Raw genomic sequence first — 26,800 nt, 5'->3', positions numbered from 1 at the left:
TCCTCAGTCGAACGCCTTCTTCTCGGCGAGCTGCTTGAGCGCGTTCCAGGTGATCTGGTCCATCACTTCATGCACGGCCGCCTGCGGCTCCATCGCGGTCAGGCCTTCGGGACCCTTGTGGTTGCCGATGGTGGTGTGGATGGCGTGCTTGACTTCGGCTTGCGTGACCTTGCCGTCGTGCGAGTAGGTAGCCGTCGCGACGTAGCCGTCGGTCACCATCGATCCCACCAGGCCGAGCGTCAGCCCGGTGCCGAAGCCCTTGGCGGCCGCGTTGTCGGTGATCGCGACGTTGTCGATCACGACCTTGAGCACGCCGGCATCGCCGGAACCATCGGCATTGCTGGACACGGCGCTGAAGAGGCCGGATTCGGCGGCGACGGCGACGACGCGCGGACGAATTTCCGCGGTGGCACGGGCATTGGCCTTGCCCTTGGTGCGGAACTCGAAGAGCACCTGCACGGGGCGCGTTTGCGCGGCGGGCGCGACGTCGGCCTTGACCACCTTGGGCAGCGCCGGATCGACGTACATCTTGGCGGAGATACAGCCCGACAGCATGAAACACGCGAACAGCATGATCGCGATCGCCCGCAGGGAGCGAATCCTTTCCATCTTCATGATTTCCCCTAGTACACGGTTGGTAGATAGCGGGACATCCCCCGATGTCCCGCCAACCGATTCTGTCACAGTGCCGATGACACTACGAGCCGTGCGCGGGGCGTGCGCTCGGCGCTCACAACTCCAGCAGGTAGTAGGTATCGCAGCCACCGTGTCCGGTGCGCCCGTGCGGCGCGCCAATGCGCTTGAAGCCGTGGCGCTCGTACAGGCGGATCGCATCATTCATGCCGGCGAGCGTTTCCAGATAGCAGTAGCGGAAGCCGAATGACTTGGCCGCGTCCAGGCAGCGACGCAGCATTTCGCTGCCGATGCCCTGGCCGCGGATGGACTTGAGGAAGTACATCTTGCGCAGTTCGCAAGTGTCCTCGTCGCCGCCCACGAGCGGCGCTACGCCGCCGCCGCCGACGACCTTGCCGTCGAGCTCGACGACGAAGTAGGCGCTGCGGGGCAGGGAGTACGCACGCTGCATCCAGTCGACTTCCGGATCGTTGATGGCGAAACCGTCCCCGATCGCGCCGTATTCCGGCATTACGGTCCGGATGATCGCGGCCACCGCTGCATCGTCGCGGGGCTGGATCGGCCGGATCTTCCACACAGGCGTCATCAATTGGGCTCCTTGAGAGGTGGATACATCGCTTGCAGCTCTTCGGGAGCGAGGCCTGCGGAGAACAGGAATCCCTGCCCGATGGTCACGCCGATGTCGAGCAGGAAGCGGCGCTGGCGTTCGGTCTCGATGCCTTCGGCCACCAGGCTGAGGCCGAGGCTGCGCGCGATGCCGGTGACCGCGTGGCAGACGGCGACGTCGGACTTGCGGTCCGGCACGCCCTGCACGAAGAGCTGGCTGAGCTTGAGTCCGTGTATCGGCAGGCGGCGCAGGTAGTTGAGCGCGCTGTAGCCCTCGCCGAAGTCATCGATGGTCAGCACCACGCCCATGTCGCGCAGCGCGGCGAAGGTGCGCACGGTATCGGGCGCGTCTTCGATCAGCACGCGCTCGGTGAATTCCAGCTCGAGCGCGGAGCCCGGCAGGCCGGATTCGGCCAGCGCCGCGCGCACGTGCTCGGCGAGGTCTTCGCCGAGGAACTGGCGGTAGGACACGTTTACCGCCACGCGTTCCAGGGGCAGGCCGCGGTCGCGCCAGCGGCGCATCTGCCGGCACGCCTCGCGCAGCACCCAACCGCCGATACCGACGATGTCGCCGGTAGTCTCGGCGTGGCTGATGAAGTGATCCGGCCGCATCTCGCCGAGCAGACGGTTGTTCCAGCGGATCAGCGCTTCGGCGCCGACCACGGTGCCGGTGTCGATCTCCACAAGCGGCTGGTAGACGAGATGGAATTCGTCGTTGATGACCGCGCGGCGCAGATGGGTTTCCAATTGCAGGCGCTGCAGCTGCTGTTCGGCAAGTTCGGCGGTGAAGGATTGCCAGTCGTTGCGGCCGCGGCGCTTGCTGTCGTACATCGCGACGTCGGCGTTCTGGATCAGCTGCTGCGCGCGGCGGCCGTCGATGGGCGCGCGGGCGATACCAATACTCGCGGTGATGCTGAATTCTTCGCCATCCATGCGGAAGCTTTCCGAGAAGGCTTCGAGGATGGCGTCGGCGAGGCGCTCAGGGCGCGTGGGTTCGTCGCCGGTCGAACACACGACCAGGAATTCGTCGCCGCCGAATCGTGCGATCAGGCCTTCGCTGCCGATCGCGCGCTGGATGCGCCGCGACGCGGCCGACAGCAGGCGGTCGCCCGCGGCGTGGCCGAGTACGTCGTTGACGATCTTGAAGCGGTCCAGGTCGATATACAGCACCGCCGCGCGCTGCAGCGCCGGATCGGACAGGCGCGTCTCCAGTTCTTCGAGCACGGCATCGCGGTTGAGCAGCCCCGTGAGCGGGTCGGTCCGTGCCTGCACGCGCAGGGTTTCCTCGGCCTGCTTGCGCTCGGTGATGTCCTGCATCGTGCCGGTGATGTGCGCGCTGATCGGGCTGCCGGTCTCGGCCTCGCCGATCACGCGGATCCAGAACAGATGGCCGTTGGCATGCCAGCCCTGCAAGTCCAGGTTGAGGCTGCGGCCGTGCGCGGTGGCATGCTCCAGCGCTGCGCGCAGACGCCGTCGGTCCGGCTCGCGCAGGCACGCGAGCAGATCGTCCATCGTGGCCGGCGAAGGATGTTGGCCGAGGATGCGCTTGGCTTCTTCGGTGAGATAGAGCGCGTTGCGGCCGGTGTCCCATTCCCAGCCGCCGATATGCGCCAGCGACTGCGCGCGATCGAACAGCGTGCTGTCGCGCTTGAGCGCGGTGACGTCGGAGAACAGCGACAGCACGCGCGAGGGCTTGCTGCCGCCGGCTTCGAATTGCGGAACGCAGGTGACCGAGAGCCACTTCAATTGGCGCGTGCGCCGGCTGTAGAAACCCAGCACCGTGCTTTCGACGATCTTGCCGGTGCGTAGGGCATACGTCGCCGGCTGATCGGCCTGCGGCACTTCGCGGCCGTGTTCGTCGAAGGTCTGCCACACGTCCTGTTGCAGGTCGGCCTGCAGCGTGCTTTCGTCCTCGATGCCGAGGATGCGCATCGCCGCCGGATTGGCATGGATGATCTGGCCGGCGGAGTCGCGGACGATGATGCCCTTGTCGATCGCCTCCATGAGTTCGCGGTAGCGAAGCTCTGCCTGATGACGACCGCTCAGATCGCGGGCGACGGCCACGATCCGGGTCTTGCCATCGTCGCTGAAGCCGGCCGAGTGCACTTCCACCGGAAAGCGCGTGCCGTCGGCGCGCATGTTGGTGACTTCGATGACGTAGGTCTCGCCGCGGCTCAGTGATTCCCACACTGGCAGCAGGTGATCGCGCGGCAGGTCCGGATTGAGGAACTCGATCGGCTTGCCGACGATTTCCTCGCGCGTGCGCTGGTAGGCGGTCATGCCCGCCTTGTTGACGTCGAGGACGGTGCCGTCCCAGTCGATGATGCTGACCGGATCGGGGACGGCATCGAAGACGGCGCGATAGCGGCTGCGTTCGGCGTCCGCCGCCTGGTCGGCGTCGCGCAGGGCGTCGCGGGCTTGCTGCAGCAGGGGGCGCAGGTGCGCGGGCAGGGCGGGGTCGCTGCAGGCCTGTTCCAGCGCCGCGAGCGTCGTGGCGGCATCGGCTTCCGATGTCGTCTTGACGGCTCGCAGCGGCAGCGGCCCCTTGTTGTTCATTTCGAACCCGTCATCTCAAATCTGTCATTTCGAAAGCAGCGCCTTTCCCGCCTTGCTGCCGGTTTCGCGCCCCAGCAGGGCGGCGAGCCAGCGCCCGGTTTCCGCGAGCCTGCCCAGATCGACGCCGGTCTCGATGCCCAGTCCCTGCAGCATATACACAACGTCCTCGCTGGCGACATTACCGCTCGCGCCTTTCGCGTAGGGACAGCCGCCGGCGCCGGAAACCGCGGCGTCGACCACGGCGACGCCTTCCTCCAGGCAGGCCAGGATGTTGGCCAGGGCCTGGCCGTAGGTGTCATGGAAATGAATCGCCAGCGCCGGCATCGGCACTGCGCCGGCGACGGCCTGGAGCATGGCGCGCGCCTTGGCCGGAGTGCCTACGCCGATCGTGTCGCCGAGCGAGATTTCATAGCAGCCCATGTCGTGCAGGGCCTTGGCCACGCGGACGACGTCCGACAGCGGCACCTCGCCCTGGTACGGGCAGCCGAGCACGGTGGAGACATAGCCGCGCACTTTGACGCCATCGGCTTTCGCGCGTTCCATGACCGGTGCGAAGCGGGCCAGGGATTCGTCGATGCCGGCGTTGATGTTCTTGCGGTTGAAGGCTTCCGACGCAGCGGTGAACACTGCGATCTCGGCGACACCGACGGCGCGCGCGCGTTCGTAGCCTTGTTCGTTCGGCACCAGGACGGGATAGCTGATGCCCGGCTGGCGATGGATGCCGCCGTACACCTCGGCGGCATCGGCGAGCTGCGGTACCCACTTGGGACTGACGAAGCTGGTGGCTTCGATGCTGCGCAAGCCGGTGGCGGACAGGCGATCGATCAGTGCGATCTTGTCCGCGGTGGCGATGACGGCCTTCTCGTTCTGCAGGCCGTCGCGCGGCCCGACTTCGACGATGCGTACCTGCGATGGCATGCCCATGTCATGCCTCCAGTGTGACGAGTACGGCATCGGCTTCGACGAAATCGCCGCCGGCGGCACGCACTTCCGCGATGGTGCCGGCGCGCGGCGCCTTCAGGCTCAGCTCCATTTTCATCGCTTCGATCACCATCACCTCCTGGCCGGCCTCGACCTTGTCGCCCGGGGCCGCCCGCACCACCACCACACGACCCGGCATCGGTGCAGTGACGCGATCCGCGCCGCCGCCCGCCGCTGCCTGTTCGTGACGATACATCGCCACCGGTTCCAGCCCCAGCCGCTGCGTACCGTCGTGCACGACCAGCTGCCGGCCCAGCTCGAGCACGGCGAAGCGGCGGGAACGGCTGGTTGCCGGTGCGTCGCCGATGCGCAGGCTCAGCTGTTCGCCTTCGAACCTTGCGCCCGAGATATGGACGGGGGCGCCGAGGTCAATGCCTTCGATGCGATACGCACCGTTGTTGCCATGCGTCCGCAGCTCGATGCGCTGGCCGCGATGCAGGAAGGCGAGGCTGCGATGGCCGCCATGGCCCAGGCGCCAGCCATCGGCGATCGCCCAGGGCGAGGTCGGATCGTTGGAAGCCTGCGCGTGCTCGTAGGTTGCGCGTTCCTGGGCGAGCAGATGCGCGACGGTCGCGGCGACCAGCAGATCGGCGTCGGCCGTGCCCGCGTCCTGAGGCACGAATTCGTCCAGGTGCCGGTCGAGATAACCGGTGTCGATCGTGCCTTCGACGACGGCGGGATGGCGCGCGAGGCGCTCCAGGAATTCGACGTTCGACTTCGGTCCGGCGATGTCGCACTGCGCCAGCGCATCGCGCAGGCGGGCGAGGGCGCGCGGGCGATCGCGATCCCAGACGATCAGCTTGGCGATCATCGGGTCGTAGAAGATCGTCACCGTATCGCCTTCGACTACACCTGAATCGATGCGGACATGGTCGGTGGTAGCGGGAAGACGCAGGCGCTCGAGCTTGCCGGAACCGGGCAGGAAACCCGCTTCCGGATCTTCCGCGTACAGGCGCACTTCGATCGCATGGCCTTGCTGGCGGATGTCCTGTTGCGCGAGCGGCAGGGCTTCACCGGAGGCGACGCGCAGCTGCCATTCGACCAGATCGAGCCCGGTCACCAGCTCGGTGACGGGGTGTTCGACCTGCAGGCGCGTATTGATCTCCATGAAATAGAAGCCGCCGTCCTGGCCGACGATGAATTCCACCGTGCCGGCGTTGACGTAGTCGATCGCACGCGCGGCCATCACCGCGGCCTGTCCCATCGCATCGCGCAGTTGCGGGGTGAGGAAAGGCGAGGGCGATTCTTCCAGCACCTTCTGGTAGCGGCGCTGCGCGGAGCACTCGCGTTCGTTGAGGTGCAGCGTGTGGCCGTGCGTGTCGGCGAACACTTGGATCTCGATGTGGCGCGGCTTCTCGACGTAGCGTTCGAGCAGGACGCGGTCGCGGCCGAAGGCGTTGCGCGCTTCGCGCTGGCAGCTTTCGAGATTGGTGGCGAACTCGGCGCTGGAGCGCACGATGCGCATGCCCTTGCCGCCGCCGCCGTGCGCGGCCTTGATCATCAGCGGGTAGCCGATCGCGTCGGCTTCGCGTTGCAGCACGGTGGGCGACTGGTCTTCGCCGGTGTAACCCGGTACGACGGGAACGCCTGCTGCCTGCATGAGTTCCTTCGCGCCGGCCTTGCTGCCCATCTTGCGCATCGACGCGCCGGACGGGCCGATGAAGACCAGCCCGGCGGCGACGACGGCGTCGGCGAAGTCGGCGTTTTCGCTGAGGAAACCGTAGCCGGGATGGATGGCCTGCGCGCCGCTGCGCTTGGCGACGTCGATGATCGCGTCGCCGCGGAGATAGGACTCCTGCGGGCGCGGACCGCCGATGCAGTACGCCTCGTCGGCCTGGCGCACGTGCTGCGCGTCGGCATCGGCTTGCGAATACACCGCGACAGTGCGGATACCGAGCCTGCGCGCGGTGCGGATGACGCGGCAGGCGATTTCGCCGCGGTTGGCGATCAGGATCTTGGAGAACATCAGGCGTTTCTTCCTTTCCTCGTCAGTTGCACCAGGAGGGCTTGCGCTTCTCGAGGAAGGCGCCGAGGCCTTCCTGACCTTCGGCGGACACGCGCAAGCGTGCGATCAGGGCCGCGTTGTCGGCGTCGAGGCGGTCGCGGTGCGACTCATCGGCTACGCGGCGTACCAGCTGCTTGGCCGATGCGGCGGCGATGGGGCCGGCTTTCAGCAGAAAGTCCGTCTGCCGCTGTACCGCGGCGTCGAGCGCGCCGGCGTCGACCACGTCGTGAAGCAGGCCGATGCGCCGGGCTTCGGCGGCGTCGAAGATTTCCGCGGTCGCGAACCAACGCCGCGCCTGGCGCGCGCCGATCGCTTCGATCACGTAGGGGGAGATGACGGCGGGAAGCAGGCCGAGCTTGCTTTCGGTCAGTCCGAACTTGGCTTCGGGCGTGCCGATGGCGATGTCGCAGCAGGCGACCAGGCCCACGCCGCCGCCGAACGCTGCGCCGTGCACGCGGGCGATGGTCGGCTTGGGGAGTTCGTCCAGGGTGCGCATCAGGCGGGCGAGGGCGAGGGCATCCTCGCGGTTGGCCGCCTCGCTCGCGGCGGCCATGCCGCGCATCCAGTTGAGGTCAGCTCCCGCGGAGAACGACGGACCTTCGCCTTCCAGAACCACCACGCGAATGCTGCCATCGGCGCCCGCGGCCTCGAGCGCGGCGGTGAGGGCGGCGATCAGGTCGGCGTCGAAGGCGTTGTGCAGATCCGGGCGATTCAGGCGCAGGCGGGCGACGGGCCCCTCGCGCAGGCTCAGGAGCGGTTGGCTCATGGCGATATCCGTGTCGGGAAACATGAATGATAGCGAGCGAGGGGTGTTCCCCGACCAGCCCGCCGGCGCGACGCGCCGGCGCAGGTCCCTGCTAGAATGAGAACAATTCCCATTTGTGGGCCGCCGGCCCCGGGCGAACCCCTTGAAGCTGTCCGAACTGCCACGCCGCATCGCCGCCACGGTCGAGCGCGTCGAAGACCAGATGCCCAACGATGCCATCGCACGGCGACTGCGTGAATTGGGCTTCGTCCACGGCGAGCGCGTGGAAGTGATGGCCGCCGGGCCGATTGCCGCCGAGCCGCTGCTGGTCCAGGTCGGCTTCACCCGCTTCGCGTTGCGGCGGAGCGAGGCCGCGAGGGTGCGGGTCGTCACGGCGCAGTCCGCGGAGAGCGTCGCGTGAGCCACACCGCTGCCATCCGTCTCGCCCTCGTCGGCAATCCGAACTGCGGCAAGACCGCGCTGTTCAACCTGCTGACCGGCAGCCGCCAGAAGGTCGCCAACTACGCCGGCGTCACCGTGGAGCGCAAGGAAGGCCGCTTCCATGCGCCATCCGGGCGCCACTACGCGCTGCTCGATCTGCCCGGCGCCTACAGCCTGCACGCGGCGAGCCTGGATGAAGCGATTACCCGCGATCTGTGCCGCGGCTTCTATCCGGGCGAGCCAGCGCCGGACGTGATCGTGTGCGTGGTCGATGCGACCAATCTGCGCCTGCACCTGCGCTTCGCGCTGGAAGTGCGCGAGCTCGGCAAGCCGATGGTGCTGGCGGTCAACATGATGGATGCGGCGCGGCGGCGCGGCATCGAAGTCGACCTCGCTGCGCTCGAGCGCGAACTGGGCGTTCCCGTCGTTCCCACGGTGGCCGTGCATCGCGACGGCGCGGGTCAGCTCGTCGCCAAGCTGGATGCCGTCGCCGACACGCTGCACGAACCGCGCACGCACCTGGCCAACGGCCCGGTGGATCCCGAAACACTGCATGCGGAAACGCGTCGCTTGCTCGCCCTCGCGGTGACCATGCCGCGCCGTACCGCCGAGATCGACGATGCGCTCGATCGCTGGCTGCTGCATCCGGTGGTGGGCTTGCTGTCGCTGGCGGTGGTGATGTTCCTGATCTTCCAGGCCGTTTACGCCTGGGCCACGCCGCTGATGGACCTGATCGATGCAGGTACTGCGGCTCTGGGCGGTTGGGCCGGCTCGGTATTGCCGGCCGGTCCGCTCAGGAGCCTGATCGTCGACGGCATCATCGCCGGCGTCGGCGGCGTGATCGTGTTCCTGCCGCAGATCCTGATCCTGTTCGCCTTCATCCTGGCGCTGGAGGAATCCGGCTATCTGCCGCGCGCTGCGTTCCTCCTGGATCGCCTGATGGCGTCGGCCGGATTGTCGGGCCGCTCGTTCATTCCGTTGCTGTCGAGCTTCGCCTGCGCGATTCCCGGCATCATGGCCACGCGCTCGATCCAGGATCCGCGCGACCGCCTCGCCACGATTATCGTGGCGCCGCTGATGACCTGCTCGGCGCGGCTGCCGGTGTATGCGCTGCTGATCGGCGCCTTCATTCCGCAGCAGAAGGTGGGGCCGCTCAACCTGCAGGGCCTGGTGCTGTTCGCGCTGTACGCCGCCGGCATCCTCAGCGCACTGCTGGTGGCCTGGGTGATGAAGAAGTGGCGCCGCGACAAGAGCGAGCACGCGCTGCTGCTGGAGCTGCCGTCCTATCGGCTGCCGCATCCGCGCGATCTCGCGCTGGGCCTGTCGGAGCGCGCCGCGATCTTCCTCAAGCGCGTGGGCGGCATCATCCTGGCACTCACGATCCTGTTGTGGGTGTTGCTGACCTTTCCGACGCCGCCCGAACACTACGCAGGCGCCGCGATCGACTACAGCTTCGCCGGCCGCATCGGCCATGCGATGACGACCTTGTTCGCTCCGATCGGCTTCAACTGGCAGATCTGCATCGCCTTGATTCCGGGACTGGCGGCGCGCGAAGTCGCCGTGTCTTCGCTGGCGACCGTGTACGCACTCTCTGCTACCGACGATGCGGCCGCCGCGCAGGCGCTGTCGCCGCTGATCGCGCACGACTGGTCGCTGGCGACCGCTTTGTCGCTGTTGGTCTGGTACATCTACGCGCCGCAGTGCATCTCGACGTTGGCGACGATCAAGCGCGAGACGCATTCCTGGAAGCAGGTCGGAATCAGCGCGGGCTATCTGTTCGCAATGGCCTACCTGGCGTCTCTCGTCACCTACCAGGTCGCTGTTGCGCTGGGAGCGGGATGATGCACGCCGGACTACTGGCCCAGTACATAGTGATCGCGATCGCCGTAGCGATCAGCGCCGGGTTTGTCGCGCAGAAACAATTCCCGGCGGGCGTGCGCCGTCTGCGTGTCGCGGCCGCCGTGCCGCTCGTGCGCGAAGGGCGGGCCGGATGGCTGCGGCGCCTGGGGCGCTGGATCGCACCAGCGCCGCAGACAGGAGCGGGCAGCTGCGGCAGTTGCAACGGCTGCGATACCGGCAAGGCCGGGTAAGACGCCGGCGTAGCAACGAGCCACGCCGGACCAAATCAGCTCAGTGACGACGCCGCGCCTTCGCGCCGGTGGCTTCGGTCATTTCCACCGCCAGCGTGAAGGTGCGCTGTTCGTCCGAATACAGCGCACCGACGCCGATGACCTGGCGGGCGATTTCCTCGCCGCGTTCGTTCTTGATCGACAGCACCATCGAGTATTCCCACGCGGTATCGCCTGGAGGCGGAGAGATCGTGCCCTCCACGTGCAGGGGCGAAATCTTCGTCTTCGTCCCTGCGATCGCGGCTTCATCGAAGCGCAAGTGGTGCCGGCACGCCGGACAGACACTGGCGCTTTCGAGGATGACCGTCTTGCAGTGCGGGCAGGTGCGGGTGGCTCCCGGCGTGCCCGGGCGCGGGGTGCTCATGACGCCGCGCCGGACTCCGCGTTGCCGTTCTTGCCAGCGGATTCTTCGCCGCCGAACTCGACCTGGCCCTTCATGCGCGAGCCTGCGGCCACGGTGACGGTTTCGGCCTTGACGTCGCCGATCATCACGCCGCTGGCGACCAGTTCGACGCGCTGCGCGGACTCGATATTGCCTTCGAGCTCGCCCGCGATCACGACCTTGCGCGCACGCACGCCGCCGTTGAGCTTGGCGCCGACTTCGATGGTCAGATCGCCTTGCACATGCACGTCGCCCTTGAAGCGGCCGGCGATGCGGATGTGGCCGGCACCTTCAATCTTGCCTTCGATGGTGAGGTCGGAAGCGATCAGCGATTCCTTGCCTTCGCTACGTTCGACCGCCACGGGACGGGGCGATGCTGCAGCGACGGGATTGTATTCGTTGGGATCGGGTTCGCGCTTGAGCGCGGTTTCTACGGGCTTAGGCGGTTCCGGGGTAATCGGAACATCACGTTTCGGGGCGGATGGCTGGTTGAAGATCGCCATGGCGCGGACTCCTCTGTTGGGGGGACGGGAAGGACCGTATGCGATCTTCGAGCCTAGCACGCACCTGCGCCATGGGCGCTGTGACACGGTGCAGCAAACACACGTTGTGTGCGCTGTGCACTGCACGCGATTTAGCGGCGTTCAGGTATTCAACATTTCTGAAACAAACATCGTTGCGAGTGTGACTGCGTGGGTCCGGGTCACATGCGGAACACGCCGAAGCGCGTGCGATCCGCGATCGGCGCATTGAGGCTCGCCGAAATCGCCAGGCCGAGCACACGGCGCGTGTCGGCCGGATCGATGATGCCGTCGTCCCACAGGCGCGCGGTGGCGTAGTAAGGATTGCCCTGCGATTCGTACTGGTCGCGGATCGGCGTCTTGAAGGCTTCTTCTTCTTCCGGCGTCCACACCTTGCCGGCGGCTTCGATGCCGTCGCGCTTGACGGTCGCCAGCACCGACGCGGCCTGTTCGCCACCCATGACGCTGATGCGTGCGTTCGGCCACATCCACAGGAAGCGCGCGCCATACGCACGGCCGCACATCGCGTAATTGCCGGCGCCGAAGCTGCCGCCGATCACGACGGTGAACTTGGGCACGTGCGAGCAGGCCACGGCCGTGACCATCTTCGCGCCGTCCTTCGCGATGCCGGCGTTCTCGTATTTACGGCCGACCATGAAGCCGGTGATGTTCTGCAGGAAGACCAGCGGGATGCCGCGCTGGTTGCACAGCTCGATGAAGTGCGCGCCCTTCAGCGCCGACTCGGCGAACAGGATGCCGTTGTTGGCGACGATGCCGACCGGATAACCATGCAGATGCGCGAAGCCGGTCACCAGGGTCTTGCCGTAGCGGGCCTTGAACTCCTGGAACTCGCTGCCGTCGACGATGCGGGCGATCACTTCGCGGATGTCGAAGGGCCGGCGCGTGTCTTTCGGGACGATGCCATACAGCTCTTCGGCGGCGAACAAAGGATCGCGCACCCCTTCTACGGCCACCGGCGGGACTTTCGTACGGTTGAGCGTGCCGACGATATCGCGCGCGATCTGCAGCGCATGGCGATCGTCTTCGGCGAAGTGGTCGGCCACGCCCGATACGGACGTGTGCACGTCGGCGCCGCCGAGCGCTTCGGCGTCGACGACTTCACCGGTGGCGGCCTTCACCAGCGGCGGGCCGCCGAGGAAGATGGTGCCTTGTTCCTTGACGATGATGGATTCGTCGCACATCGCCGGCACGTAGGCGCCGCCGGCGGTGCAGGAGCCCATGACCACGGCGATCTGCGGAATGTTCTCCGCGCTCATCCGCGCCTGGTTGTAGAAGATGCGGCCGAAGTGCTCCTTGTCCGGAAACACCTCGTCCTGCAGCGGGAGGAAGGCACCGCCGGAGTCGACGAGATAGACGCAGGGCAGGTTGTTCTCGCGCGCGATCTCCTGCGCACGCAGATGCTTTTTCACCGTGATCGGGAAGTAGGTGCCGCCCTTGACCGTAGCGTCGTTGGCGACGATCACCACTTCCTGGCCCATGACGCGGCCGATGCCGCAGACCATGCCGGCGGCGGGCGCCGCGTCGTCGTACATGCCTTCGGCGGCGAGCGGGGCGACTTCCAGGAAGGGCGAGCCCGGATCGAGCAGGGCCGTGATGCGGTCGCGCGCCAGCAGCTTGCCGCGCTCGGTGTGCTTGGTGCGGGCCTTCTCGCCGCCGCCGTTGGCGGCGCGTGCGAGGCGGGCATCGAGTTCTTCGACCAGGGCGCGGTGGTAGCTGGCGTTGTCCTGGAATTCCTGCGAACGGGGATCGAGTTGGGAGTTGAGCGCGGGCATGGAGTCGACGACTGCCGATGAGCTGGGCATCAGACCACAAAGCGGTTGCGGCGGCCATGGTTGCCTGCGCACAAAAAAAGAGGCCCGCTTGCGCGGGCCCCTTCGGGTATTGCAGAAGCGAAAGAAGATTACTTCTTGGGAGCTTCGGCGGCCGGAGCGGCAGCGGCGTCAGCAGCGGGAGCAGCAGCAGCGTCGGCAGCCGGAGCGGGAGCTTCGGCGGCCGGAGCGGCAGCGGCGTCAGCAGCCGGAGCGGCGGCAGCGTCGGTGGCAGCAGCGGCGTCGGCGCTGGTGGCAGCGGCGTCAGCCGGAGCAGCAGCAGCGTCGGCAGCCGGAGCTTCGGCGGCCGGAGCGGCAGCGGCGTCAGCAGCGGCGGTGTCGGTGGTTTCAGCCTTGTTGCAAGCCGACAGGGCGAGGACCGCAGCGGCGAGGAGGACGTAGAGCTTGGTGTTCATTGATGTCTCCGAGGAGTTGTCTGAAAAACTAGTTTTACCGTCAGGCAACGCCAGTGCGCGCAGCGATCCGGCAGGGTGCCGGCTACCTATCGTTCACTGACCCACATGGAAAGAGCCGCCGGCAAGCCGACGGCCCTTCCTTGTTCACTGTAACAGATTTCCCTGTTAAGGAAGTAACTGTTACTTCTTTTCTTCCGTCGCTTCCTTGGCCGCGTCCTTCGCCTGCTCGGCCGAGTTGGCGGCCTGCTTGGCGGTGTCGGCAGCAGCGTCGGCGGCCGCAGCGGTCGGAGCGGTTGCAGCCGCGTCGGCCGAGGTGGCAGCAGCGTCGGCAGCCTGGGCGGCGGCGTCGGCGGCCTGCTGGGCAGCGTCGCCAGCAGCCTGGTCGGTCGAAGCAGCGGCGGTATCGGCAGCAGCCTGAGCCTGAGCCGCGTCAGCCGAAGCGTCGGCAGCGGCGTCTTCGGCCTGCTTCTGGTTCGAGCAAGCGGCCAGAGCGAAGCCCAGAGCCAGGGCGATCAGCGCCTTGTTGAAAGTCATGTTGGTTTCCTCGTCGTGGAATGGGTCAACGCGCACACAAGCGCGTCGCCAACAATGATGACAAGGCCATTACCCGTGTCAAGCGGGTGGCCGTCTTTATTTCGTTATGCCGTTGTTAGGTTCTTCGCAAGCCGAGGACAAGGGTTACCCGCACATTAAGCGCGGGCCGCCACTTCACCTTGTCTGCACACTCGCCCTGGGTGCGAAGTGCCTGCCGGGTCAGACCAGCTCGATCGCCAGCGCCGTAGCCTCGCCGCCGCCGATGCACAGCGAGGCGACGCCACGCTTGCCGCCACGCTGGCGCAGGGCATTGATCAGCGTGACCACCAGACGGGCGCCGCTGGCACCGATCGGATGGCCGAGGGCGCAGGCGCCGCCATGGATGTTGAGCTTGTCGTGCGCGATACCGAGCTCCTTCATCGGCGTCATCGCGACGCAGGCGAAGGCTTCGTTGATTTCCCACAGATCCACATCGCCGACCGACCAGCCCGCCTTCTTCAGCACGTTGCTGATCGCGGTGACCGGGGCGGTGGTGAACCACTCCGGCTCCTGCGAGTGGGTTGCGTGGGCGACGATGCGCGCCAGCGGCTTGAGGCCGCGCTTGCCCGCTTCCTCGGCCGACATCAGCACGGTCGCCGCGGCGCCGTCGTTGATCGGCGACGAAGTGGCGGCGGTGATGGTGCCGTCCTTCTTGAAGGAGGGGCGCAGGCTCGGGATCTTGTTGATGTCGGCGCGGCCGGGCTGTTCGTCGCTATCGACTACTACATCGCCCTTGCGGCCGGCGACGGTCACCGGAACGATTTCGTCCTTGAAAGCACCCGATTGCTGCGCGGCCAGCGCACGACGGACACTTTCAGCGGCATATGCGTCCTGCTCTTCGCGCGAGAAGCCGTACTTCTCAACGCACTTCTCGCCGAACACGCCCATCGCCTGCTTGTCGTAGGGATTGGTCAGGCCGTCCCACGCCATGTGGTCGAGCATTTCGACCGTGCCGTACTTGGTGCCGGTGCGCGAGTTGTTGAGCAGGTGCGGCGCGTTGGTCATCGACTCCATGCCGCCGGCGACGACGACGCCGGACGAGCCGGCCTTGATCGCGTCGTGCGCCTGCATGATCGCCTTCATGCCCGAACCGCAGACCTTGTTGATGGTGGTGCAGCCGGCCGAAGTGGGGATGCCGGCGCCGATCGACGCCTGGCGGGCCGGGGCCTGGCCGAGGCCGGCCGGCAACACGCAACCCATGATCACTTCATCGACCTGATCCGCGGCGACGCCGGCCTGCTCGAGTGCAGCCGCGATGACGGTGGATCCGAGCTTGGGCGTCGGCACGCCGGTGAACTGACCGAGTAGGGAACCGATGGCGGTGCGCTTGGCACCGACGATGACGACGTCGCTCATGGGTACTCCAAAAGAAATAGGGCGAAGCCGGCGCGCGGCCGGAACAGCCCGATTATGGGCTTCCATGTTGCGGTGCCGCAAATGGTTACCGGCGCAACGGAAGCAGATACAAGGTGCGGCCGCGCTCGGGTTTCACAACCGGGCGAAAGCCCAGCGGCTCGAAGAGGGCGGGAACTCCGGTCCACACGAAAGCGCCTGCCTGGCGCTCGCCGGCCCGTACCGCCTGGGGGTAGGCCTCGATTTCCGCGGCTCCCCGGGCTTTGGCGAGGTCCACGGCCGCCGTGACCAGCAGCCTGGCCACGCCGCGGTCGCGGTGGCGCGCCGGCACGTACAGGCAGTTGAGCGACCACGTCGTCGCCTTCCACTCGCGTTTCAGCGCTTTGCTGCGTTCCAGGCGTGGGAAGACGGGGCGGGGCGCGATCGAGCACCAGCCGACTGGCGTGTCGCCATCAAAGGCGAGAACGCCCGAGGCCTCGCCGGATTCGACCAGCTCACGAAACGCCTTGCGATTTCGAGCGCCCTTCGCCTCGTCCCAGGTCTTGCCGCCCATGGGCACGCGCCACCACATGCACCAGCATCCGCCGCAGGCGCCGTTGGCGCCGAACAAGGCCTCGATGACGGGCCAGTCGGTGCGTCGCAAGGGGCGGGTACGCAACTCGGTCATGGGGCGATGTTGGCATGACGCATCAATCGGCCGGCGTTAAAGTGCGCGCCATGAAGAATCTCCGCGTCTCCCTGGTCCAGGGCGAAACCCGTTGGCACGACCCGTCCGGCAACCGCGACTATTACGCCGCATTGATCGAGCCCCTGCACAACACCACCGACCTGGTCATCTTGCCGGAGACCTTCACCAGCGGTTTCAGCAACGACGCGATCGCCGATGCCGAGACCATGCAGGGCCCGACCATCGACTGGTTGCGCGAGCAGGCCGACAGCATCGATGCCGCCATCTGCGGCAGCGTGCAGATCCGCGATGGGCAGGGCGTGTACAACCGCATGCTGTTCGTGACGCCCGATGGCGAAGTGCGCAGCTACGACAAGCGCCATCTGTTCCGTTACGCCAAGGAGCACGAGCGCTACGCCGCCGGCCGCGACCGCCTCACGGTGGAATGGAAGGGCTGGCGCATCTGCCCGTTGGTCTGCTACGACCTGCGCTTCCCGGTGTACTCGCGCAACCGCTTCGACGTGGAGCGCGCGGGCGGGCTCGACTACGACCTGCTCATCTACGTCGCCAATTGGCCCTCCGCGCGCAACTATGCGTGGAAGACCTTGCTGCGCGGGCGTGCCATCGAGAACCTGTGCTACGTCGCCGGCGTCAATCGCGTCGGTACCGACGGCAACGGCCTGCATTATTCCGGCGATAGCGCCATCGTCGACTTCCTCGGCCATCCGCTGACCGAGGCGACCGACGAGGAGGTCGTCTCCACGATGCTGTTGCAGGCGGCGCCATTGCTGGAACACCGCGAACGGTTCCCGGCGATGCTGGACGGGGATGCGTTTACGCTGCAGGGGTGAGCAATGCGGCGCTGGTGCACGCCACGGTGACGGCTACGACGTCGGATCGCCGATGTACCGCGCGGGCTCTGCTTTGAACTTCTGCAAGCACCGCAGCGAGCAGAAGTAGTAATCCTGATCCGCGTAATCCAAGTGATACGGAATCGGCACGGGTTCGACCGGCAGTCCGCACACGAGATCGACCGGCGCGCACCATGGCCGCGTGGAGGCAATGTGAGGTCGGGAGAGTTCCACGGTCGCTCCTCCGAGCATGCAGCACCTGGACGACGGGCTGTCGTCTCATTCGCGAACCTCTCATCACGCCTGGCCGCGTCGCCCATGCGTCACGCGGCCATGACGGCCGAGGTTGTAGCGCAGTGTGCGTCCGTGGCCGATACGGTCAATCCCTCTCTCGGGTGTCTCGGCGAATTTCATTCGCACTGAACGGTCGCTTACGCGAAGGCCCGCATTCAAACATGACGTTAACAACCGCTATGCGATTCATCTTCCTCCATTAATGAATCCCCCTGCGCCTTCCCAATGAGGCTTTCGAGTTTTTGCGATGGGCGTGTCATCGACTGGAGAGTGCCATGCCCCGCAACATCCTTCGCAGTACCGCCCTTGCCGCCGCCGTCGCGACGGTCACGCTTTCCGGTTGCGCCAGCTACATCAAGCGCGACGAATTCGATCGGACCGTCGCCGAGTTGCGTGCGGCCGACCAGCATCTGCAGCAGCAGATCGATGAGCTGGGCCGCAAACACGATGCGCTGGTCACGGAGATGCAAGGACGCATCCGCGTGGATGCCAGTGCGCACTTCGCCACCAACGAATCCGTGTTGAGCGATCAGGACAAGCCGCTGCTCGACGACTTCGCGCGCGTGATAAAGACCAGTCACACCGATGCGGTGGTGACTGTGGAAGGCTTCGCTGATCCGTCGGGCGCCACTGGTTACAACCAGCGGCTAGGTCAGCGCCGTGCCGAGGCCGTGCGCGACTACCTTGTCGGCACCGGCGGCATCAATGACGCGCAGATACGTGCGGTGAGCTATGGCGAATCGCGCAACCGCCAGGTGCGTCCGGGTGCGGTCGGCGAGGCCGGGCGCGACAATCGCCGTGTTTCGCTGGTGATCGACTACGCGGGTGCGCAGGCGATGCCGGCGGCGGCGCCGATGGAGCAACCGCAACCGCAGCCGCAGCCGGAGCAGGCGCCGCAGACGAACTCTGGGATGTGAGGTTGGTTCGCGCCTTTGACGTTTACGTTTATTAAGAGCGTCTGGGCTTCTTAAGAGCGTCTGGGCTTCGGTAGGACGCGCTACCCGACGGGACGGGGGTGCTCCGCCCCTCCGGACGGCATCCCTGCCTTTAGTCGGGGCCGCGGACCATCCTGGTCCGCTCTCCGCACCCCCATCCCATCGGGCAGCGCTTATCGCGAGCGTGCAGCGCGCCGCTTCGGCGCCGGAGCCCTTCTTCTCCCCGCGCGCGGGGAGAAGATGCCCGAAGGGCAGATGAGGGGAGCGAGCGCAGCGAGTTGCCTTTAGCACTTAATCAAAGCGCCCGAGATGAGTGGGAGGGCAGGCGGTGCCGGTGGGTAGGCGCGACTGTCAGCGGCATGGATGCCGCTGACCAAGCCTCCAAGGACGGATTCACGGCGTGTCGCGACTACCCACCGGCGCCGCCTGCCCGTGCCGAGATAGCCACCGCCGACGCACGTCAACTCAAAGTCAACAGCGCCGCTTGTGAAAGTAGACCTGCTCCGCAGCCCACCGCAGCGGCGGCGAATACAGCAGCAAATCGAAAGGCCAATCGAACTGCAACTTGTCGTAAGCCCAGCGCAGAGCGCGCTTGGTACGGAAGCGCGGCGCGGATTCGATGGCGATGCTTTCGGGCGACGGGCCGTCATCGCGCAGATGCGCGGCGATCGCGCGGCCTACGGTCCAGCCGTGTTCCCAGGCGGAGTGAATGCCGCCGGCGGTCACCGGCGACACGATGCCGGCGGCGTCGCCGGTCAGGATTACGCGCGCGTCGGCCATGTGCTGCACCGGCCCGCTGCAGGGAATCAATCCGGCGCGCGTGTGGCCGGGTTTCAGATGACGCGGCAGGCCGCCGGCCACGCCGACCCGTAGCAGGAAACCGTCGATGTCCGGCACGCGTGGATGGGCCGGGTCGTGGCGCAGTGCGAGTCCCGCCTGCACGCCGGTCGGGCTCTGCGCCACCCAGCCGATGTAGCCGGGTGCGTAGCGCTTGCTGATGAAGCAGTGCAGGGCGTCGTCGTCGGCGAGCCGTGCGCCTGGAAATTCGTATTCGATGCCGTAGAGGAACTGGCGCACGTGGCCCAGCCCGCAGCGCTCGGCCACGCGCGAGCGCGCACCGTCGGCACCGACCAGATAACGCGTGCGTCCCACGCCTTCGATCTGCCATCCCCCGTCGATGCGCTCGCAGCGGGTGAAGGCCGTGCCCAGGCGCAAGTCGACGCCGTTGTTGCGCAGCTCGTCCGCGAGCCAGCGCATCACGCCGGGCGTGTCGGTGGTGAGGAAGTAATAGCCCGGCGCGGCCAGCGCGATCTGCTTGAGGCTGGGCGCGTACAAGCGCACCTGCTCGATGCGGCGGGTGAGGTGCGCGGGGAGCTGATTTAGCAGGGTCTGCTCGGCGGCTTCCTTCACGATGATGCCGGTGGTGCGCAGCTTGTCGCCCGGATCGTGCTTGCGTTCGAGCACGCACACGCGCAGGCCGCGTTGCGCCGCGGCGAGGGCGGTGGCCGCGCCGGCGAAGCTCGCACCGACGACGAGAACATCGAAATCGAAGAAACCTGCTGCCATTGCCTGCCGCCGAGTCGTGATGGAGGCAGGATCGCGCCGCGTTGCGAAGCGGCTGGGGCGGCTGTGTGAAGCGGATGCGAAGTGTGGCCGCGCAGCTCAATCCCGCTGCATGCCGGGGCTAAACGAGTCGCCTGCGGCCAAGACGCGAACGCTCCAGCCACCACAGCACGGCAGAAACGAGCAGCCACGCGAGGAACCAGGGCCAGCGTCTTCCCGGCGCCGTCGTCATCGAGCCGGCAGAACTCGCCGGTTGCAGTGCTAGACGCTGGGTTGCGTCGTGGATTTCCCGCGCGGCGATGCCAGGCAAAGTCTGCGCATCACGAACGAAGAATGCAGCGCTCGCAGCGCCGTCGTGCAGCGTGTGCCAGCCGGACCTGCGCGGCCGATAACCGGCGCAACGGGCCGAACCGGTGGCCTGATCGATCAGAAGCGGGTCGGCTTGCTCGCCCAACGCAGCAACGCTCGCGCCATCCTTCAGTCCGCACAAGACCATGCGCGTGCCCTGGCGCCCATCCGTGGGAACGGCGAGCGCCGGACGCGCGAGCGGGCGCGCGACTTCAGCCACAGCGTCGCTCCATAGCTGCGCATGCAGATCGTCGCGACCGGCCAGTACGAGTTGGAACGTATCCATCGGCAACCAGGCGGCGATGCGGCCGCGGCCCAATGGACGCCATGCGGCGAGCGCCCGCCCCGCGTCGTCGCGCAGCCAGACCTGGGCATCGATTCGTAGCGGTTGGCGCGAGAGTTCGGGAAGCCGATCGGTGGCGATGGCGGTCGGCGCATCCGCCGAACCCGGGCCGAGGCGGGCCGCGGCGAATTCGTCGCCATCTTGTTCCGGCAGCTTGAATGTCGCCGGCGAGCCGTCGCTGGCCATGCGCAACCCCGAGACCGCCAGCGCGTTGCGCACGTTTGCCGGCGGTGCACCATCGATTCGCAACAGTAGACCAAGCCCGTTGCGCACCCCGTCGAGCAGCACGCGACGGCGTGCCTCGCCGAGCGCATCCCATGCGCGCTCGTCGGTGACCACGGCATCGAAGTTCTTCAGCGTCGCCGCATTCAAGGCGATCGGCGCGTCGCCCAGCTGCAAACCGGCACCGAGCTGGATCTGCGCCGTCATGCGTACGCCGCTGTCCAGGCCCCAGCGGCGCAGGTATTTCACTTCCGCATCCGGAGCACCGGCGAGCACGAGCACGCGCATCGGCGTCGGGGCGAAGACGTCGACAGGCAATGCGGCTTCTTCGACGGTTTCGCCCTGCGTATCGATGACACGTACGCGGAATTCGGCGAAGCCCGCCGTGCGCGTCGCACCGGTCAGCACGAAGCGGCCATCCGCTGACAGCGGTTGCCGGTCGATGCGCTGGCCGGCGGGATCGAGCAGCTCGACGTGGCCGCTCGCGACGCCATGCATGCGTCCCTTTACCGCGAAGTCCGCGCCCGACTGCGCCCGCAACGAAGCCGGAAGCTCGATGAGTCCGCGAGGCAGCGGCGCGGCGACGAAATCGAAGGGCAGGCCCGGCACGCTGTCGCGATCGCGCGCCGTAAGTCCGCGGCCGACGATGCGCAGACGCGCGGTGTCGGGATGGCGCCGCAGCGCGGTGGCGAGGTCGGGAACGGGCTCCGCCGATGCTGTCGCGCCGGCTTCGGGCAGCGATACCAGGCGCTCGTTCGCTGTCAGCGTCGTGCCGAGATCGGACGGCGCCAGAGCGGTGGCTACCACCAAGGTTTCGCTGCCGGTCTTGATGGCCGGCGGAAACAGCGTGCGGTAAAGCAGCGCCGCCGACGCCAGTTGCAGCAGCAAGAGCACCGCGACGCGCCAGGCCAGCGGACGCGGTGTACGGCGCCACGCGAACCACGACGCGCGGGCACTGCCGACGACGACGGCGAACACCAGAAGCAGCACGGCCCACCGTTGCATTTCCATCACGGCCGCTCCTGCAACGCGTCGAGATACGCCTGGCCGCTGCGATCCGGCTGCGGACGAGGCGCGGGCTGCGCCGGTGGACGTTTCAACAACGGCCACAAGCGGCTGCGCAGCAACTGCCGGCACGCGGCGCACGCCGGATCGCTGCGCACGCCATCGATCGCGGCGATCACGCCCAGTGCATCGGGTATGCGGCGCTCGTTCGCGCGCAGCCAGCGTTCGGCCCCATCGAGGTCGAGTGCCGGCGCGGTGCGGCCCGGCGGCACGGCGAGTGCGCGCCACAGCGTATCCAGCAAGGGCGACGCGGGCGTCGCGGCCGTCAACAGATCGCCGCGCGGTGCGAGGTTGTTGCGTTCGCCGCTGAGGCGCCGGCTTTCGTCGATCGGTGGCAATTCGGAGCCCACGCGCGCCAGATAAATACGACCGGCTTGCTGGACCTGCTTGATGTAGTCCAGCGCCTTGTATTCGTAGGGCAGGGCGAGATCGGGGCGGCCCTGGCGCAGATGCAGTTCCGCCTGCCACATCTGGTCGAGCGCCGACTTCAGCGTGCGGCGCGTTTCGGGATCGAGCAGGGTCGCGGCTTCGGCATTGTCGTGGGTGTGGCCGAATTCACTGAGCACGTCGCCGGCCTGGCCGAAGACCGTCGGACTGCTGGCGTCTTCGTGGTCGTGCGCGTCCGCGGTCGGCGTGGACGCGCGTTCTTCATGCGCCGGTTGCTCGCGCGGCGCCTGTGCGCGTGCCGCATCGGCTTCGTCTTCGGCGTCGGCCGTGGGCAACAGGGGGCGCGGTGGCGCGACGGGCTCCGCATCGGCTTCGGCGGTGGGCAGTGGGCGCTTGGGTGCCCCTTCGGATTCTTCGCCGAGGAACTGACCGTAGCGCAGGCGCAACAGGCGCTGGTCGACGCCGATGCCGTCGGAACGTTCCAGGTATTGCTCCGCGGCGAGCTTGCGGCGCTGCGCGAGCAGGGCTTCGCTGTCGATGATGATCTGTCGCTGGCTGCGGAAGTAGGCCGGCAGCGCCTTCTTGACCAGACCGTCGAGGCCGCTGGTTTCGGTCGTGTCTTCCGGCGGCCAGCGCAGGATGTAGCTCGCGCTGCGCGTGGTCTGCGGACTGGCCGCGCGGTTGTCGGTGACCGCGAGCTGCACGACGAAGTCGCTGCCCGGCGCCAGTCCCAGCGCCGCGATGTCGAAGCGATGCGTATAGCGCTTGCGCGTCGCGCTGCCCTGGCCGGCGAGCACCAGCATGCGCTCCTCGAAGCGGATGGATTCGCCTTCGCCCTGCGCAAGGGTGATCCGCAGCGGCGCGGAGGCTGCGAGCCCGTAATCGTCCTGCGCTTCGAAGGACACACTCCAGTCGCGTTGCCCTTCGCGGCGCAGCGTCAGCGTGTCTTCCGGCGTCAGCGCCTTGACCTGCGGCGCCTGGTCGGCCGCGACATCCAGGCGATACAGGCGATCGGGGCGCAGCGGCGGCGCAGCGTCGAGCACGATGCGGTACAGCAGGGGCGAATCGATCCGGCGCGAGGCGGTCCACGTATCGCCGTCGCGTACCAGCGCGATGCGCTGGCCGTCGTGGAAGGCGAGGGCCGCGCTCTTCGGCATAGGATCGAACTGCAACCTCCAGCGCACCTGTGAGCGCTCGGGCACTTTCGCTTCGAAAGTCGCCTCGTTGTGCGCGGGCAGCTGCGTGTACGCGGGTGGCGTGATCTGCAAGCGCACCTGCGTCACGCGCGTGTGATCCGGACGCGTCTTGTCGTTTGGCGCAGAGGCCGCAGCGGAATCGGTGGCGTGCGAAGCCGAGTGCCGCGGCCACAGCAGCAAGCCTGCCGCCAGCACGACGGCCAGCAACGTACAGCCCACGAGTCGCGACATCGGCCACTGTGGTCGCAGGTCGGGTGACGGCGCGAGTTGCAAGCGTTGCCGAAGCCGTTCCTGCTGCAAGCGTTGCAGTGGCGTGAGGTGCGCGGCATCGACGAACAGCAGCGCCGCGCTATCGTCCATGCGCGGGTCGCGCGCATCCAGGCGCCGGGCCAGCCAGTCCGTGCCGATGCGGCGCATCGCGAACGCAGCGACCGCGCAGGCAATAACCAGGCCGGCGACCAGCGTCGCCCACGCCCACGGTGTGCCGCCCAAGCGCCATGCGAGTGCCACCAGCACCGCGACCGCGGGCAGCGCGAACGCAAACGCGCGGGCCGCCACGCGCAGTCGCGATGCACGCAGCAACGAAGACAGCAGCGAGACCGTCGAGGTCGTCATGCCGGCGCCGCCTCGCGACGCGCGGTGGCGAGCAGGCGCTCGATAACGAACAGTGCCGCGATCAGCACGATCAGCCATGGCTGCAAGTCACGCGGCTGCTCCGGCCAGGCGCGCGCGCCGGTACGCGGCGCGTAGTCCTGTGCGGCTACGCGGGTCGGCAACGGTGCAGCGGGTGCGAACAGCGCCCACAGCCGTTGCGGAAAGTCCGCTTCCAGCAGTTGCGGCAGGGCCGAAGGCGTCAACGCTCGGGTCCACTGCAGGATGCGTCCGCGGCCGTGCGCCCATCCGCGGACGAGCGTCGCACCGGCGGCGTCCTGCCAGAGCGGAACACTCGTATCCGACGGCATCGGCACCTGCGCCGCCGCATCGACCAACACCACGCCGCCCTTGTCGACCCAATCGATCAGTGCCGGCGGCAAGGCGTCCGATGCGAGCCACACCAGTGGTTTGTCGGTTGCGGGCAATGCTTGTGCAGTGGCGCCCACGTCCACTTGATCGTTCGACGCTTTACCCGCAGGCGAAGCCGTCGCCTGCCAGGCGATCGCGGCCGCGCGCAGATAGCGCAGGCCCGCGGCGTCGTTCGTCGCATAGCGAATGATCAGCGGCGGGCGCTTCGTGGATTCATTGGTTTGGGAAACGGACGCGGGCGATTCCGGTGTGGCGTTGGCTACTACCCGCCACTCCACGCGCCGATGCAAAACCGGCGCGACCGCATCCGCGCCGTCGAGCAGGGCAGGTACGACGACCGTGACTTGCGTGTCGGCAGGCAGGGCCGCGTCGAGTTCACGCAGGAGGCTGCCGACGGCTTGCGAACGCGCGGGCTCGCGGCGTTCCAGCTCGGGAAAGCCGGGCGCCAGCCAACGACGTTCGCCGTGAAAGGCGTCGGCTGGCGGAACGGCGCCGGTGTCCGCGCCAGGCACTACGACCAGCCAACGCTTCGCCTGCGGTCCGCCGAATAACAACGGCTGCGCGAGCAGCAGCGCGCATACGACTAGCAGCAGTATCCGCACCAGCAACAACGGCCACTCCTCGAAGCGCAGCCGCGTGCGTGGCCGCGCACGCGCCGGCAACCAGCGCAATGCCGCGAACGCGGTGCGGTGCTGCTCGCTGCGCCGGCGTAGATGGATCAGCAGCGGCACGATCACCGCAGCGAGCGCGGCAAGTCCCAGCGGCAGCGCGAAGGCCAAGTTCATGCCGACTCGGTGTCCCCATACATGGCGAACAGCCGCCGCAAGGGCGCATCCAGCGCTTCGTCCAGGACGTATTCGACCTGCCGGATGCCGTTGGCCGCGAGCTGCAGCGCCAGGGCGCGGCGCGCCGCGGTGAAGCGGGCGAGGAATTCGCTGCGTACCGAAGGCGCATCCGTGAGCAGCTCGGCCCCGGATTCGACGTCGACGAAACGATGCCCGCCGCGGAACGAGAAATCGCGCTCTTCGCTAGTGAGGATGCGGATGGACACGACCTCACGACGCGCAGCGGACAGGCGCTGCGCGAACGCGATGGCGTTGTCGTCGAAGCCGTCGCCGAGCATCACCACCAGTGCGCCAGGCGCGATGCGCTCCCACAGCGGGCGTAGCGTCGTCTCCTCGGGCCAGGTCCCGGCCGCGCGCAGTTCGCGCAGGGCCATCAGGCAACGGTCGCGGTGGCGCAGTCCGGCATTGGCGGGCACGACCTCGAGGCCGTGCCCACCCAGCGAAGCGATGCCGAAGCGATCGCCCTGGCGCAGCGCGACTTCGATCAGGCAGGCGGCCAGGCCGCGCGCGGCATCCAGTCGCGTCCAGTGTTTGCGTGCCTCATCGCCTTGCGCCATCGAGGCCGTGGCATCGATGAGCAGCCAGACCGGAATCGGACTCTCGCGTTCGGATTCGCGCACGAAGAAGCGGTCCGAGCGCGCATAGAGCTTCCAGTCGATCTGGCGCAGCTCGTCGCCGGGTTCGTAGGCGCGGTACTGCGCGAACTCCAGGCCGGCGCCGCGGCTGACGCTGCGGTGCAGGCCGAAGCCGTGCGCGCCGGTGGCGCGGCGCGGTATCAGGCGCACGTCCTTCAGGCGGGCGCGTACCTCGCGCGGAATGAAATCCGGAGCCGACATCGCGACTGACTCAGCAGACCCGAGCGATCGTCACGCGCCGAACGGCACGCTGCGGATCAGCGCGGCGACGACGTCGTCGGTGCTCTTCTGTTCCGCTTCGGCGGTGAAGGAGAGCAGGATGCGATGGCGCAACACCGGTGCAGCGAGCGCCAAGACGTCGTCGCGCGTGGCTGCCAGGCGCCCGTGCAGCAGCGCACGCGCCTTGGAGGCGAGCACCAGCGATTGCCCGGCGCGCGGACCCGCGCCCCATTTCACCCACTGGCGGATGTCCGCGGGCGCCTCGGCACCATCCTTGGACGAGCCTGGACGCGTGGCGCGCACCAGACGCGTGATCCACGCGAGCAGGTCGTCGCCCAGGTGGATGTGGCGCACCAGCGCCTGCAGTTCGAGCACGTCCTCGCCCGACATCACCCGCGGCACGTCGGCGCTGCGGGTGCCGGTGGTCTGGGCGAGGATGCTGCGCTCCTCGGCTTCGTCGGGATAATCGACGCGCACGTGCAGGAGGAAGCGGTCGAGCTGCGCTTCTGGCAATGGATAAGTACCGGCCTGTTCGATCGGATTCTGTGTGGCGAGCACGAAGAACGGCGCGGGCAGGGTGTGGGTCACGCCGGCGTAGCTCACCGTGCGTTCCTGCATCGCTTCGAGCAGCGCGGCCTGCGTCTTCGGCGGGGTGCGGTTGAGTTCGTCGGCGAGCAGCAGGTTGGTGAAGATCGGGCCGGGCTGGAACTTGAACAGACGCCGCCCGGTGCCGTGGTCTTCTTCCAGGATCTCGGTGCCGAGGATGTCGCTGGGCATCAGGTCGGGCGTGAACTGCACGCGGCGGAACTGCAGCTCCAGCGCCTGGCCCAGCGAGCGCACCAGCAGCGTCTTGCCCAGACCGGGCACGCCTTCGAGCAGACAGTGGCCGCCGGCGAGCAGGCCGATGAGCAACTGCTCGACCACGGTTTCCTGGCCGACGATGGCCTGCGCAATGGCCTGGCGCAGCGTGGTGATCTGCGCGAGTCGCGTACGGATGCCGGCTTCGGTGAGGGTGTCGTTCATGGGTGTTCCTGGCT

Annotated in this window: 25 protein-coding genes; 5 read left to right on the top strand and 20 right to left on the bottom strand. The window is 67.5% G+C overall.

What is annotated here, in order from left to right; translation table 11 throughout:
- Window positions 1–3: 3 nt before the first annotated feature.
- The 6 genes from ACYVJ8_RS06815 to ACYVJ8_RS06790 all read right to left on the bottom strand — a co-directional run bounded on the left by ACYVJ8_RS06815 (window position 4) and on the right by ACYVJ8_RS06790 (window position 7,547).
- Entirely contained in the window at window positions 4–615 is a 612-nt protein-coding gene (locus ACYVJ8_RS06815) for a hypothetical protein (protein WP_460710543.1), read from the bottom strand.
- 115 nt (window positions 616–730) lie between these two features.
- Window positions 731–1,219: a GNAT family N-acetyltransferase gene (locus ACYVJ8_RS06810; protein ID WP_460710541.1), complete on the bottom strand. Its 489-nt coding sequence runs from the start codon at window positions 1,217–1,219 to the stop codon at window positions 731–733.
- Window positions 1,219–3,795 carry a sensor domain-containing protein gene (locus ACYVJ8_RS06805; RefSeq protein WP_460710539.1) on the bottom strand — a complete coding sequence of 859 codons (2,577 nt, stop codon included), beginning with the start codon at window positions 3,793–3,795 and terminating at the stop codon, window positions 1,219–1,221. Before ACYVJ8_RS06805 ends, ACYVJ8_RS06810 begins: the two co-directional genes overlap by 1 nt.
- Before the next feature lie 24 nt (window positions 3,796–3,819).
- On the bottom strand, window positions 3,820–4,713 hold the full coding sequence (locus ACYVJ8_RS06800) for a hydroxymethylglutaryl-CoA lyase (protein WP_460711087.1): 894 nt from the start codon (window positions 4,711–4,713) through the stop codon (window positions 3,820–3,822).
- 7 nt (window positions 4,714–4,720) lie between these two features.
- Window positions 4,721–6,742, bottom strand: a complete 2,022-nt coding sequence (locus tag ACYVJ8_RS06795) for an acetyl/propionyl/methylcrotonyl-CoA carboxylase subunit alpha (RefSeq protein WP_460710537.1) — start codon at window positions 6,740–6,742, stop codon at window positions 4,721–4,723.
- Window positions 6,743–6,764: 22 nt separating this feature from the next.
- Entirely contained in the window at window positions 6,765–7,547 is a 783-nt protein-coding gene (locus ACYVJ8_RS06790; RefSeq protein WP_460710535.1) for an enoyl-CoA hydratase-related protein, read from the bottom strand.
- Between the two features lie 142 nt (window positions 7,548–7,689).
- Between ACYVJ8_RS06790 and ACYVJ8_RS06785 the strand changes: the two genes are divergently transcribed.
- Genes ACYVJ8_RS06785 through ACYVJ8_RS06775 form a run of 3 tightly spaced genes read left to right on the top strand, consistent with a single transcriptional unit; the run spans window position 7,690 to window position 10,057 of the window.
- On the top strand, window positions 7,690–7,947 hold the full coding sequence (locus tag ACYVJ8_RS06785; protein WP_460710533.1) for a FeoA family protein: 258 nt from the start codon (window positions 7,690–7,692) through the stop codon (window positions 7,945–7,947).
- Window positions 7,944–9,809 (top strand): ferrous iron transporter B, encoded by a 1,866-nt coding sequence (feoB, locus tag ACYVJ8_RS06780; RefSeq protein ID WP_460710531.1) that lies wholly within the window; start codon window positions 7,944–7,946, stop codon window positions 9,807–9,809. Before ACYVJ8_RS06785 ends, feoB begins: the two co-directional genes overlap by 4 nt.
- Window positions 9,809–10,057: a DUF6587 family protein gene (locus ACYVJ8_RS06775; protein WP_460710529.1), complete on the top strand. Its 249-nt coding sequence runs from the start codon at window positions 9,809–9,811 to the stop codon at window positions 10,055–10,057. Before feoB ends, ACYVJ8_RS06775 begins: the two co-directional genes overlap by 1 nt.
- 40 nt (window positions 10,058–10,097) lie before the next feature.
- On the opposite strand, the gene ACYVJ8_RS06770 is transcribed toward ACYVJ8_RS06775, so the two are convergent.
- From ACYVJ8_RS06770 to ACYVJ8_RS06740, 7 genes are all read right to left on the bottom strand, one after another.
- On the bottom strand, window positions 10,098–10,460 hold the full coding sequence (locus ACYVJ8_RS06770; RefSeq protein WP_460710527.1) for a hypothetical protein: 363 nt from the start codon (window positions 10,458–10,460) through the stop codon (window positions 10,098–10,100).
- Window positions 10,457–10,981, bottom strand: coding sequence for a bactofilin family protein (locus ACYVJ8_RS06765; RefSeq protein WP_460710525.1), 525 nt, complete (start codon window positions 10,979–10,981; stop codon window positions 10,457–10,459). Before ACYVJ8_RS06765 ends, ACYVJ8_RS06770 begins: the two co-directional genes overlap by 4 nt.
- A 200-nt stretch (window positions 10,982–11,181) precedes the next feature.
- Window positions 11,182–12,792 carry a carboxyl transferase domain-containing protein gene (locus ACYVJ8_RS06760; RefSeq protein ID WP_460710523.1) on the bottom strand — a complete coding sequence of 537 codons (1,611 nt, stop codon included), beginning with the start codon at window positions 12,790–12,792 and terminating at the stop codon, window positions 11,182–11,184.
- 128 nt (window positions 12,793–12,920) lie between these two features.
- The gene (locus ACYVJ8_RS06755; RefSeq protein ID WP_460710521.1) at window positions 12,921–13,244 is read right to left on the bottom strand and encodes a hypothetical protein; all 324 of its coding nucleotides are present in this window, start codon (window positions 13,242–13,244) and stop codon (window positions 12,921–12,923) included.
- Window positions 13,245–13,424: 180 nt separating this feature from the next.
- Window positions 13,425–13,778 (bottom strand): hypothetical protein, encoded by a 354-nt coding sequence (locus ACYVJ8_RS06750; protein ID WP_460710519.1) that lies wholly within the window; start codon window positions 13,776–13,778, stop codon window positions 13,425–13,427.
- A gap of 219 nt (window positions 13,779–13,997) precedes the next feature.
- A complete protein-coding gene (locus tag ACYVJ8_RS06745; protein ID WP_460710517.1) occupies window positions 13,998–15,173 on the bottom strand; it encodes a thiolase family protein in 1,176 nt (391 codons plus the stop codon).
- A gap of 85 nt (window positions 15,174–15,258) precedes the next feature.
- The gene (locus ACYVJ8_RS06740) at window positions 15,259–15,837 is read right to left on the bottom strand and encodes a GNAT family N-acetyltransferase (RefSeq protein WP_460710515.1); all 579 of its coding nucleotides are present in this window, start codon (window positions 15,835–15,837) and stop codon (window positions 15,259–15,261) included.
- Between the two features lie 50 nt (window positions 15,838–15,887).
- Between ACYVJ8_RS06740 and ACYVJ8_RS06735 the strand changes: the two genes are divergently transcribed.
- Window positions 15,888–16,688, top strand: a complete 801-nt coding sequence (locus tag ACYVJ8_RS06735) for an amidohydrolase (protein WP_460710513.1) — start codon at window positions 15,888–15,890, stop codon at window positions 16,686–16,688.
- Window positions 16,689–16,721: 33 nt separating this feature from the next.
- On the opposite strand, the gene ACYVJ8_RS06730 is transcribed toward ACYVJ8_RS06735, so the two are convergent.
- Window positions 16,722–16,940, bottom strand: a complete 219-nt coding sequence (locus ACYVJ8_RS06730) for a YHS domain-containing protein (protein ID WP_460710511.1) — start codon at window positions 16,938–16,940, stop codon at window positions 16,722–16,724.
- Between the two features lie 317 nt (window positions 16,941–17,257).
- On the opposite strand from ACYVJ8_RS06730, the gene ACYVJ8_RS06725 reads away from it, so the two are divergent.
- Window positions 17,258–17,899, top strand: coding sequence for an OmpA family protein (locus tag ACYVJ8_RS06725; RefSeq protein WP_460710509.1), 642 nt, complete (start codon window positions 17,258–17,260; stop codon window positions 17,897–17,899).
- Window positions 17,900–18,388: 489 nt separating this feature from the next.
- On the opposite strand, the gene ACYVJ8_RS06720 is transcribed toward ACYVJ8_RS06725, so the two are convergent.
- The 6 genes from ACYVJ8_RS06720 to ACYVJ8_RS06695 all read right to left on the bottom strand — a co-directional run bounded on the left by ACYVJ8_RS06720 (window position 18,389) and on the right by ACYVJ8_RS06695 (window position 26,786).
- Entirely contained in the window at window positions 18,389–19,483 is a 1,095-nt protein-coding gene (locus ACYVJ8_RS06720; protein WP_460710507.1) for an NAD(P)/FAD-dependent oxidoreductase, read from the bottom strand.
- Window positions 19,484–19,601: 118 nt separating this feature from the next.
- The gene (locus tag ACYVJ8_RS06715; RefSeq protein ID WP_460710505.1) at window positions 19,602–21,404 is read right to left on the bottom strand and encodes a carboxypeptidase regulatory-like domain-containing protein; all 1,803 of its coding nucleotides are present in this window, start codon (window positions 21,402–21,404) and stop codon (window positions 19,602–19,604) included.
- Complete coding sequence (locus ACYVJ8_RS06710; RefSeq protein ID WP_460710503.1) at window positions 21,404–23,656, bottom strand: hypothetical protein; 2,253 nt, start codon at window positions 23,654–23,656, stop codon at window positions 21,404–21,406. Before ACYVJ8_RS06710 ends, ACYVJ8_RS06715 begins: the two co-directional genes overlap by 1 nt.
- Window positions 23,653–24,849, bottom strand: coding sequence for a BatA domain-containing protein (locus ACYVJ8_RS06705; protein WP_460710501.1), 1,197 nt, complete (start codon window positions 24,847–24,849; stop codon window positions 23,653–23,655). The genes ACYVJ8_RS06710 and ACYVJ8_RS06705 overlap by 4 nt, the downstream gene beginning before the upstream one ends.
- The gene (locus ACYVJ8_RS06700; RefSeq protein WP_460710499.1) at window positions 24,846–25,745 is read right to left on the bottom strand and encodes a DUF58 domain-containing protein; all 900 of its coding nucleotides are present in this window, start codon (window positions 25,743–25,745) and stop codon (window positions 24,846–24,848) included. The genes ACYVJ8_RS06705 and ACYVJ8_RS06700 overlap by 4 nt, the downstream gene beginning before the upstream one ends.
- Before the next feature lie 30 nt (window positions 25,746–25,775).
- The gene (locus ACYVJ8_RS06695) at window positions 25,776–26,786 is read right to left on the bottom strand and encodes an AAA family ATPase (RefSeq protein ID WP_460710497.1); all 1,011 of its coding nucleotides are present in this window, start codon (window positions 26,784–26,786) and stop codon (window positions 25,776–25,778) included.
- Window positions 26,787–26,800 lie beyond the last annotated feature (14 nt).

This window comes from Lysobacter terrae (assembly GCF_054782215.1).
The sequence above is the reverse complement of the archived record's forward strand: the minus strand, read 5'-3'. Positions and strand labels throughout refer to the sequence as shown.

What these genes read in the sequence shown, in the direction of transcription:
- ACYVJ8_RS06745 (WP_460710517.1), bottom strand. Translation starts at nt 15,173, where the DNA reads ATGAGCGACGTCGTCATCGTCGGTGCCAAGCGCACCGCCATCGGTTCC.
- ACYVJ8_RS06790 (WP_460710535.1), bottom strand. Translation starts at nt 7,547, where the DNA reads ATGAGCCAACCGCTCCTGAGCCTGCGCGAGGGGCCCGTCGCCCGCCTG.
- ACYVJ8_RS06725 (WP_460710509.1), top strand. Translation starts at nt 17,258, where the DNA reads ATGCCCCGCAACATCCTTCGCAGTACCGCCCTTGCCGCCGCCGTCGCG.
- ACYVJ8_RS06715 (WP_460710505.1), bottom strand. Translation starts at nt 21,404, where the DNA reads ATGGAAATGCAACGGTGGGCCGTGCTGCTTCTGGTGTTCGCCGTCGTC.
- ACYVJ8_RS06755 (WP_460710521.1), bottom strand. Translation starts at nt 13,244, where the DNA reads ATGAACACCAAGCTCTACGTCCTCCTCGCCGCTGCGGTCCTCGCCCTG.
- ACYVJ8_RS06720 (WP_460710507.1), bottom strand. Translation starts at nt 19,483, where the DNA reads ATGGCAGCAGGTTTCTTCGATTTCGATGTTCTCGTCGTCGGTGCGAGC.
- ACYVJ8_RS06795 (WP_460710537.1), bottom strand. Translation starts at nt 6,742, where the DNA reads ATGTTCTCCAAGATCCTGATCGCCAACCGCGGCGAAATCGCCTGCCGC.
- ACYVJ8_RS06750 (WP_460710519.1), bottom strand. Translation starts at nt 13,778, where the DNA reads ATGACTTTCAACAAGGCGCTGATCGCCCTGGCTCTGGGCTTCGCTCTG.
- ACYVJ8_RS06765 (WP_460710525.1), bottom strand. Translation starts at nt 10,981, where the DNA reads ATGGCGATCTTCAACCAGCCATCCGCCCCGAAACGTGATGTTCCGATT.
- ACYVJ8_RS06760 (WP_460710523.1), bottom strand. Translation starts at nt 12,792, where the DNA reads ATGCCCGCGCTCAACTCCCAACTCGATCCCCGTTCGCAGGAATTCCAG.
- ACYVJ8_RS06815 (WP_460710543.1), bottom strand. Translation starts at nt 615, where the DNA reads ATGAAGATGGAAAGGATTCGCTCCCTGCGGGCGATCGCGATCATGCTG.
- ACYVJ8_RS06735 (WP_460710513.1), top strand. Translation starts at nt 15,888, where the DNA reads ATGAAGAATCTCCGCGTCTCCCTGGTCCAGGGCGAAACCCGTTGGCAC.
- ACYVJ8_RS06740 (WP_460710515.1), bottom strand. Translation starts at nt 15,837, where the DNA reads ATGACCGAGTTGCGTACCCGCCCCTTGCGACGCACCGACTGGCCCGTC.
- ACYVJ8_RS06810 (WP_460710541.1), bottom strand. Translation starts at nt 1,219, where the DNA reads ATGACGCCTGTGTGGAAGATCCGGCCGATCCAGCCCCGCGACGATGCA.
- ACYVJ8_RS06800 (WP_460711087.1), bottom strand. Translation starts at nt 4,713, where the DNA reads ATGCCATCGCAGGTACGCATCGTCGAAGTCGGGCCGCGCGACGGCCTG.
- ACYVJ8_RS06805 (WP_460710539.1), bottom strand. Translation starts at nt 3,795, where the DNA reads ATGAACAACAAGGGGCCGCTGCCGCTGCGAGCCGTCAAGACGACATCG.
- ACYVJ8_RS06700 (WP_460710499.1), bottom strand. Translation starts at nt 25,745, where the DNA reads ATGTCGGCTCCGGATTTCATTCCGCGCGAGGTACGCGCCCGCCTGAAG.
- ACYVJ8_RS06710 (WP_460710503.1), bottom strand. Translation starts at nt 23,656, where the DNA reads ATGACGACCTCGACGGTCTCGCTGCTGTCTTCGTTGCTGCGTGCATCG.
- ACYVJ8_RS06770 (WP_460710527.1), bottom strand. Translation starts at nt 10,460, where the DNA reads ATGAGCACCCCGCGCCCGGGCACGCCGGGAGCCACCCGCACCTGCCCG.
- ACYVJ8_RS06730 (WP_460710511.1), bottom strand. Translation starts at nt 16,940, where the DNA reads ATGCTCGGAGGAGCGACCGTGGAACTCTCCCGACCTCACATTGCCTCC.
- ACYVJ8_RS06695 (WP_460710497.1), bottom strand. Translation starts at nt 26,786, where the DNA reads ATGAACGACACCCTCACCGAAGCCGGCATCCGTACGCGACTCGCGCAG.
- ACYVJ8_RS06705 (WP_460710501.1), bottom strand. Translation starts at nt 24,849, where the DNA reads ATGAACTTGGCCTTCGCGCTGCCGCTGGGACTTGCCGCGCTCGCTGCG.
- ACYVJ8_RS06775 (WP_460710529.1), top strand. Translation starts at nt 9,809, where the DNA reads ATGCACGCCGGACTACTGGCCCAGTACATAGTGATCGCGATCGCCGTA.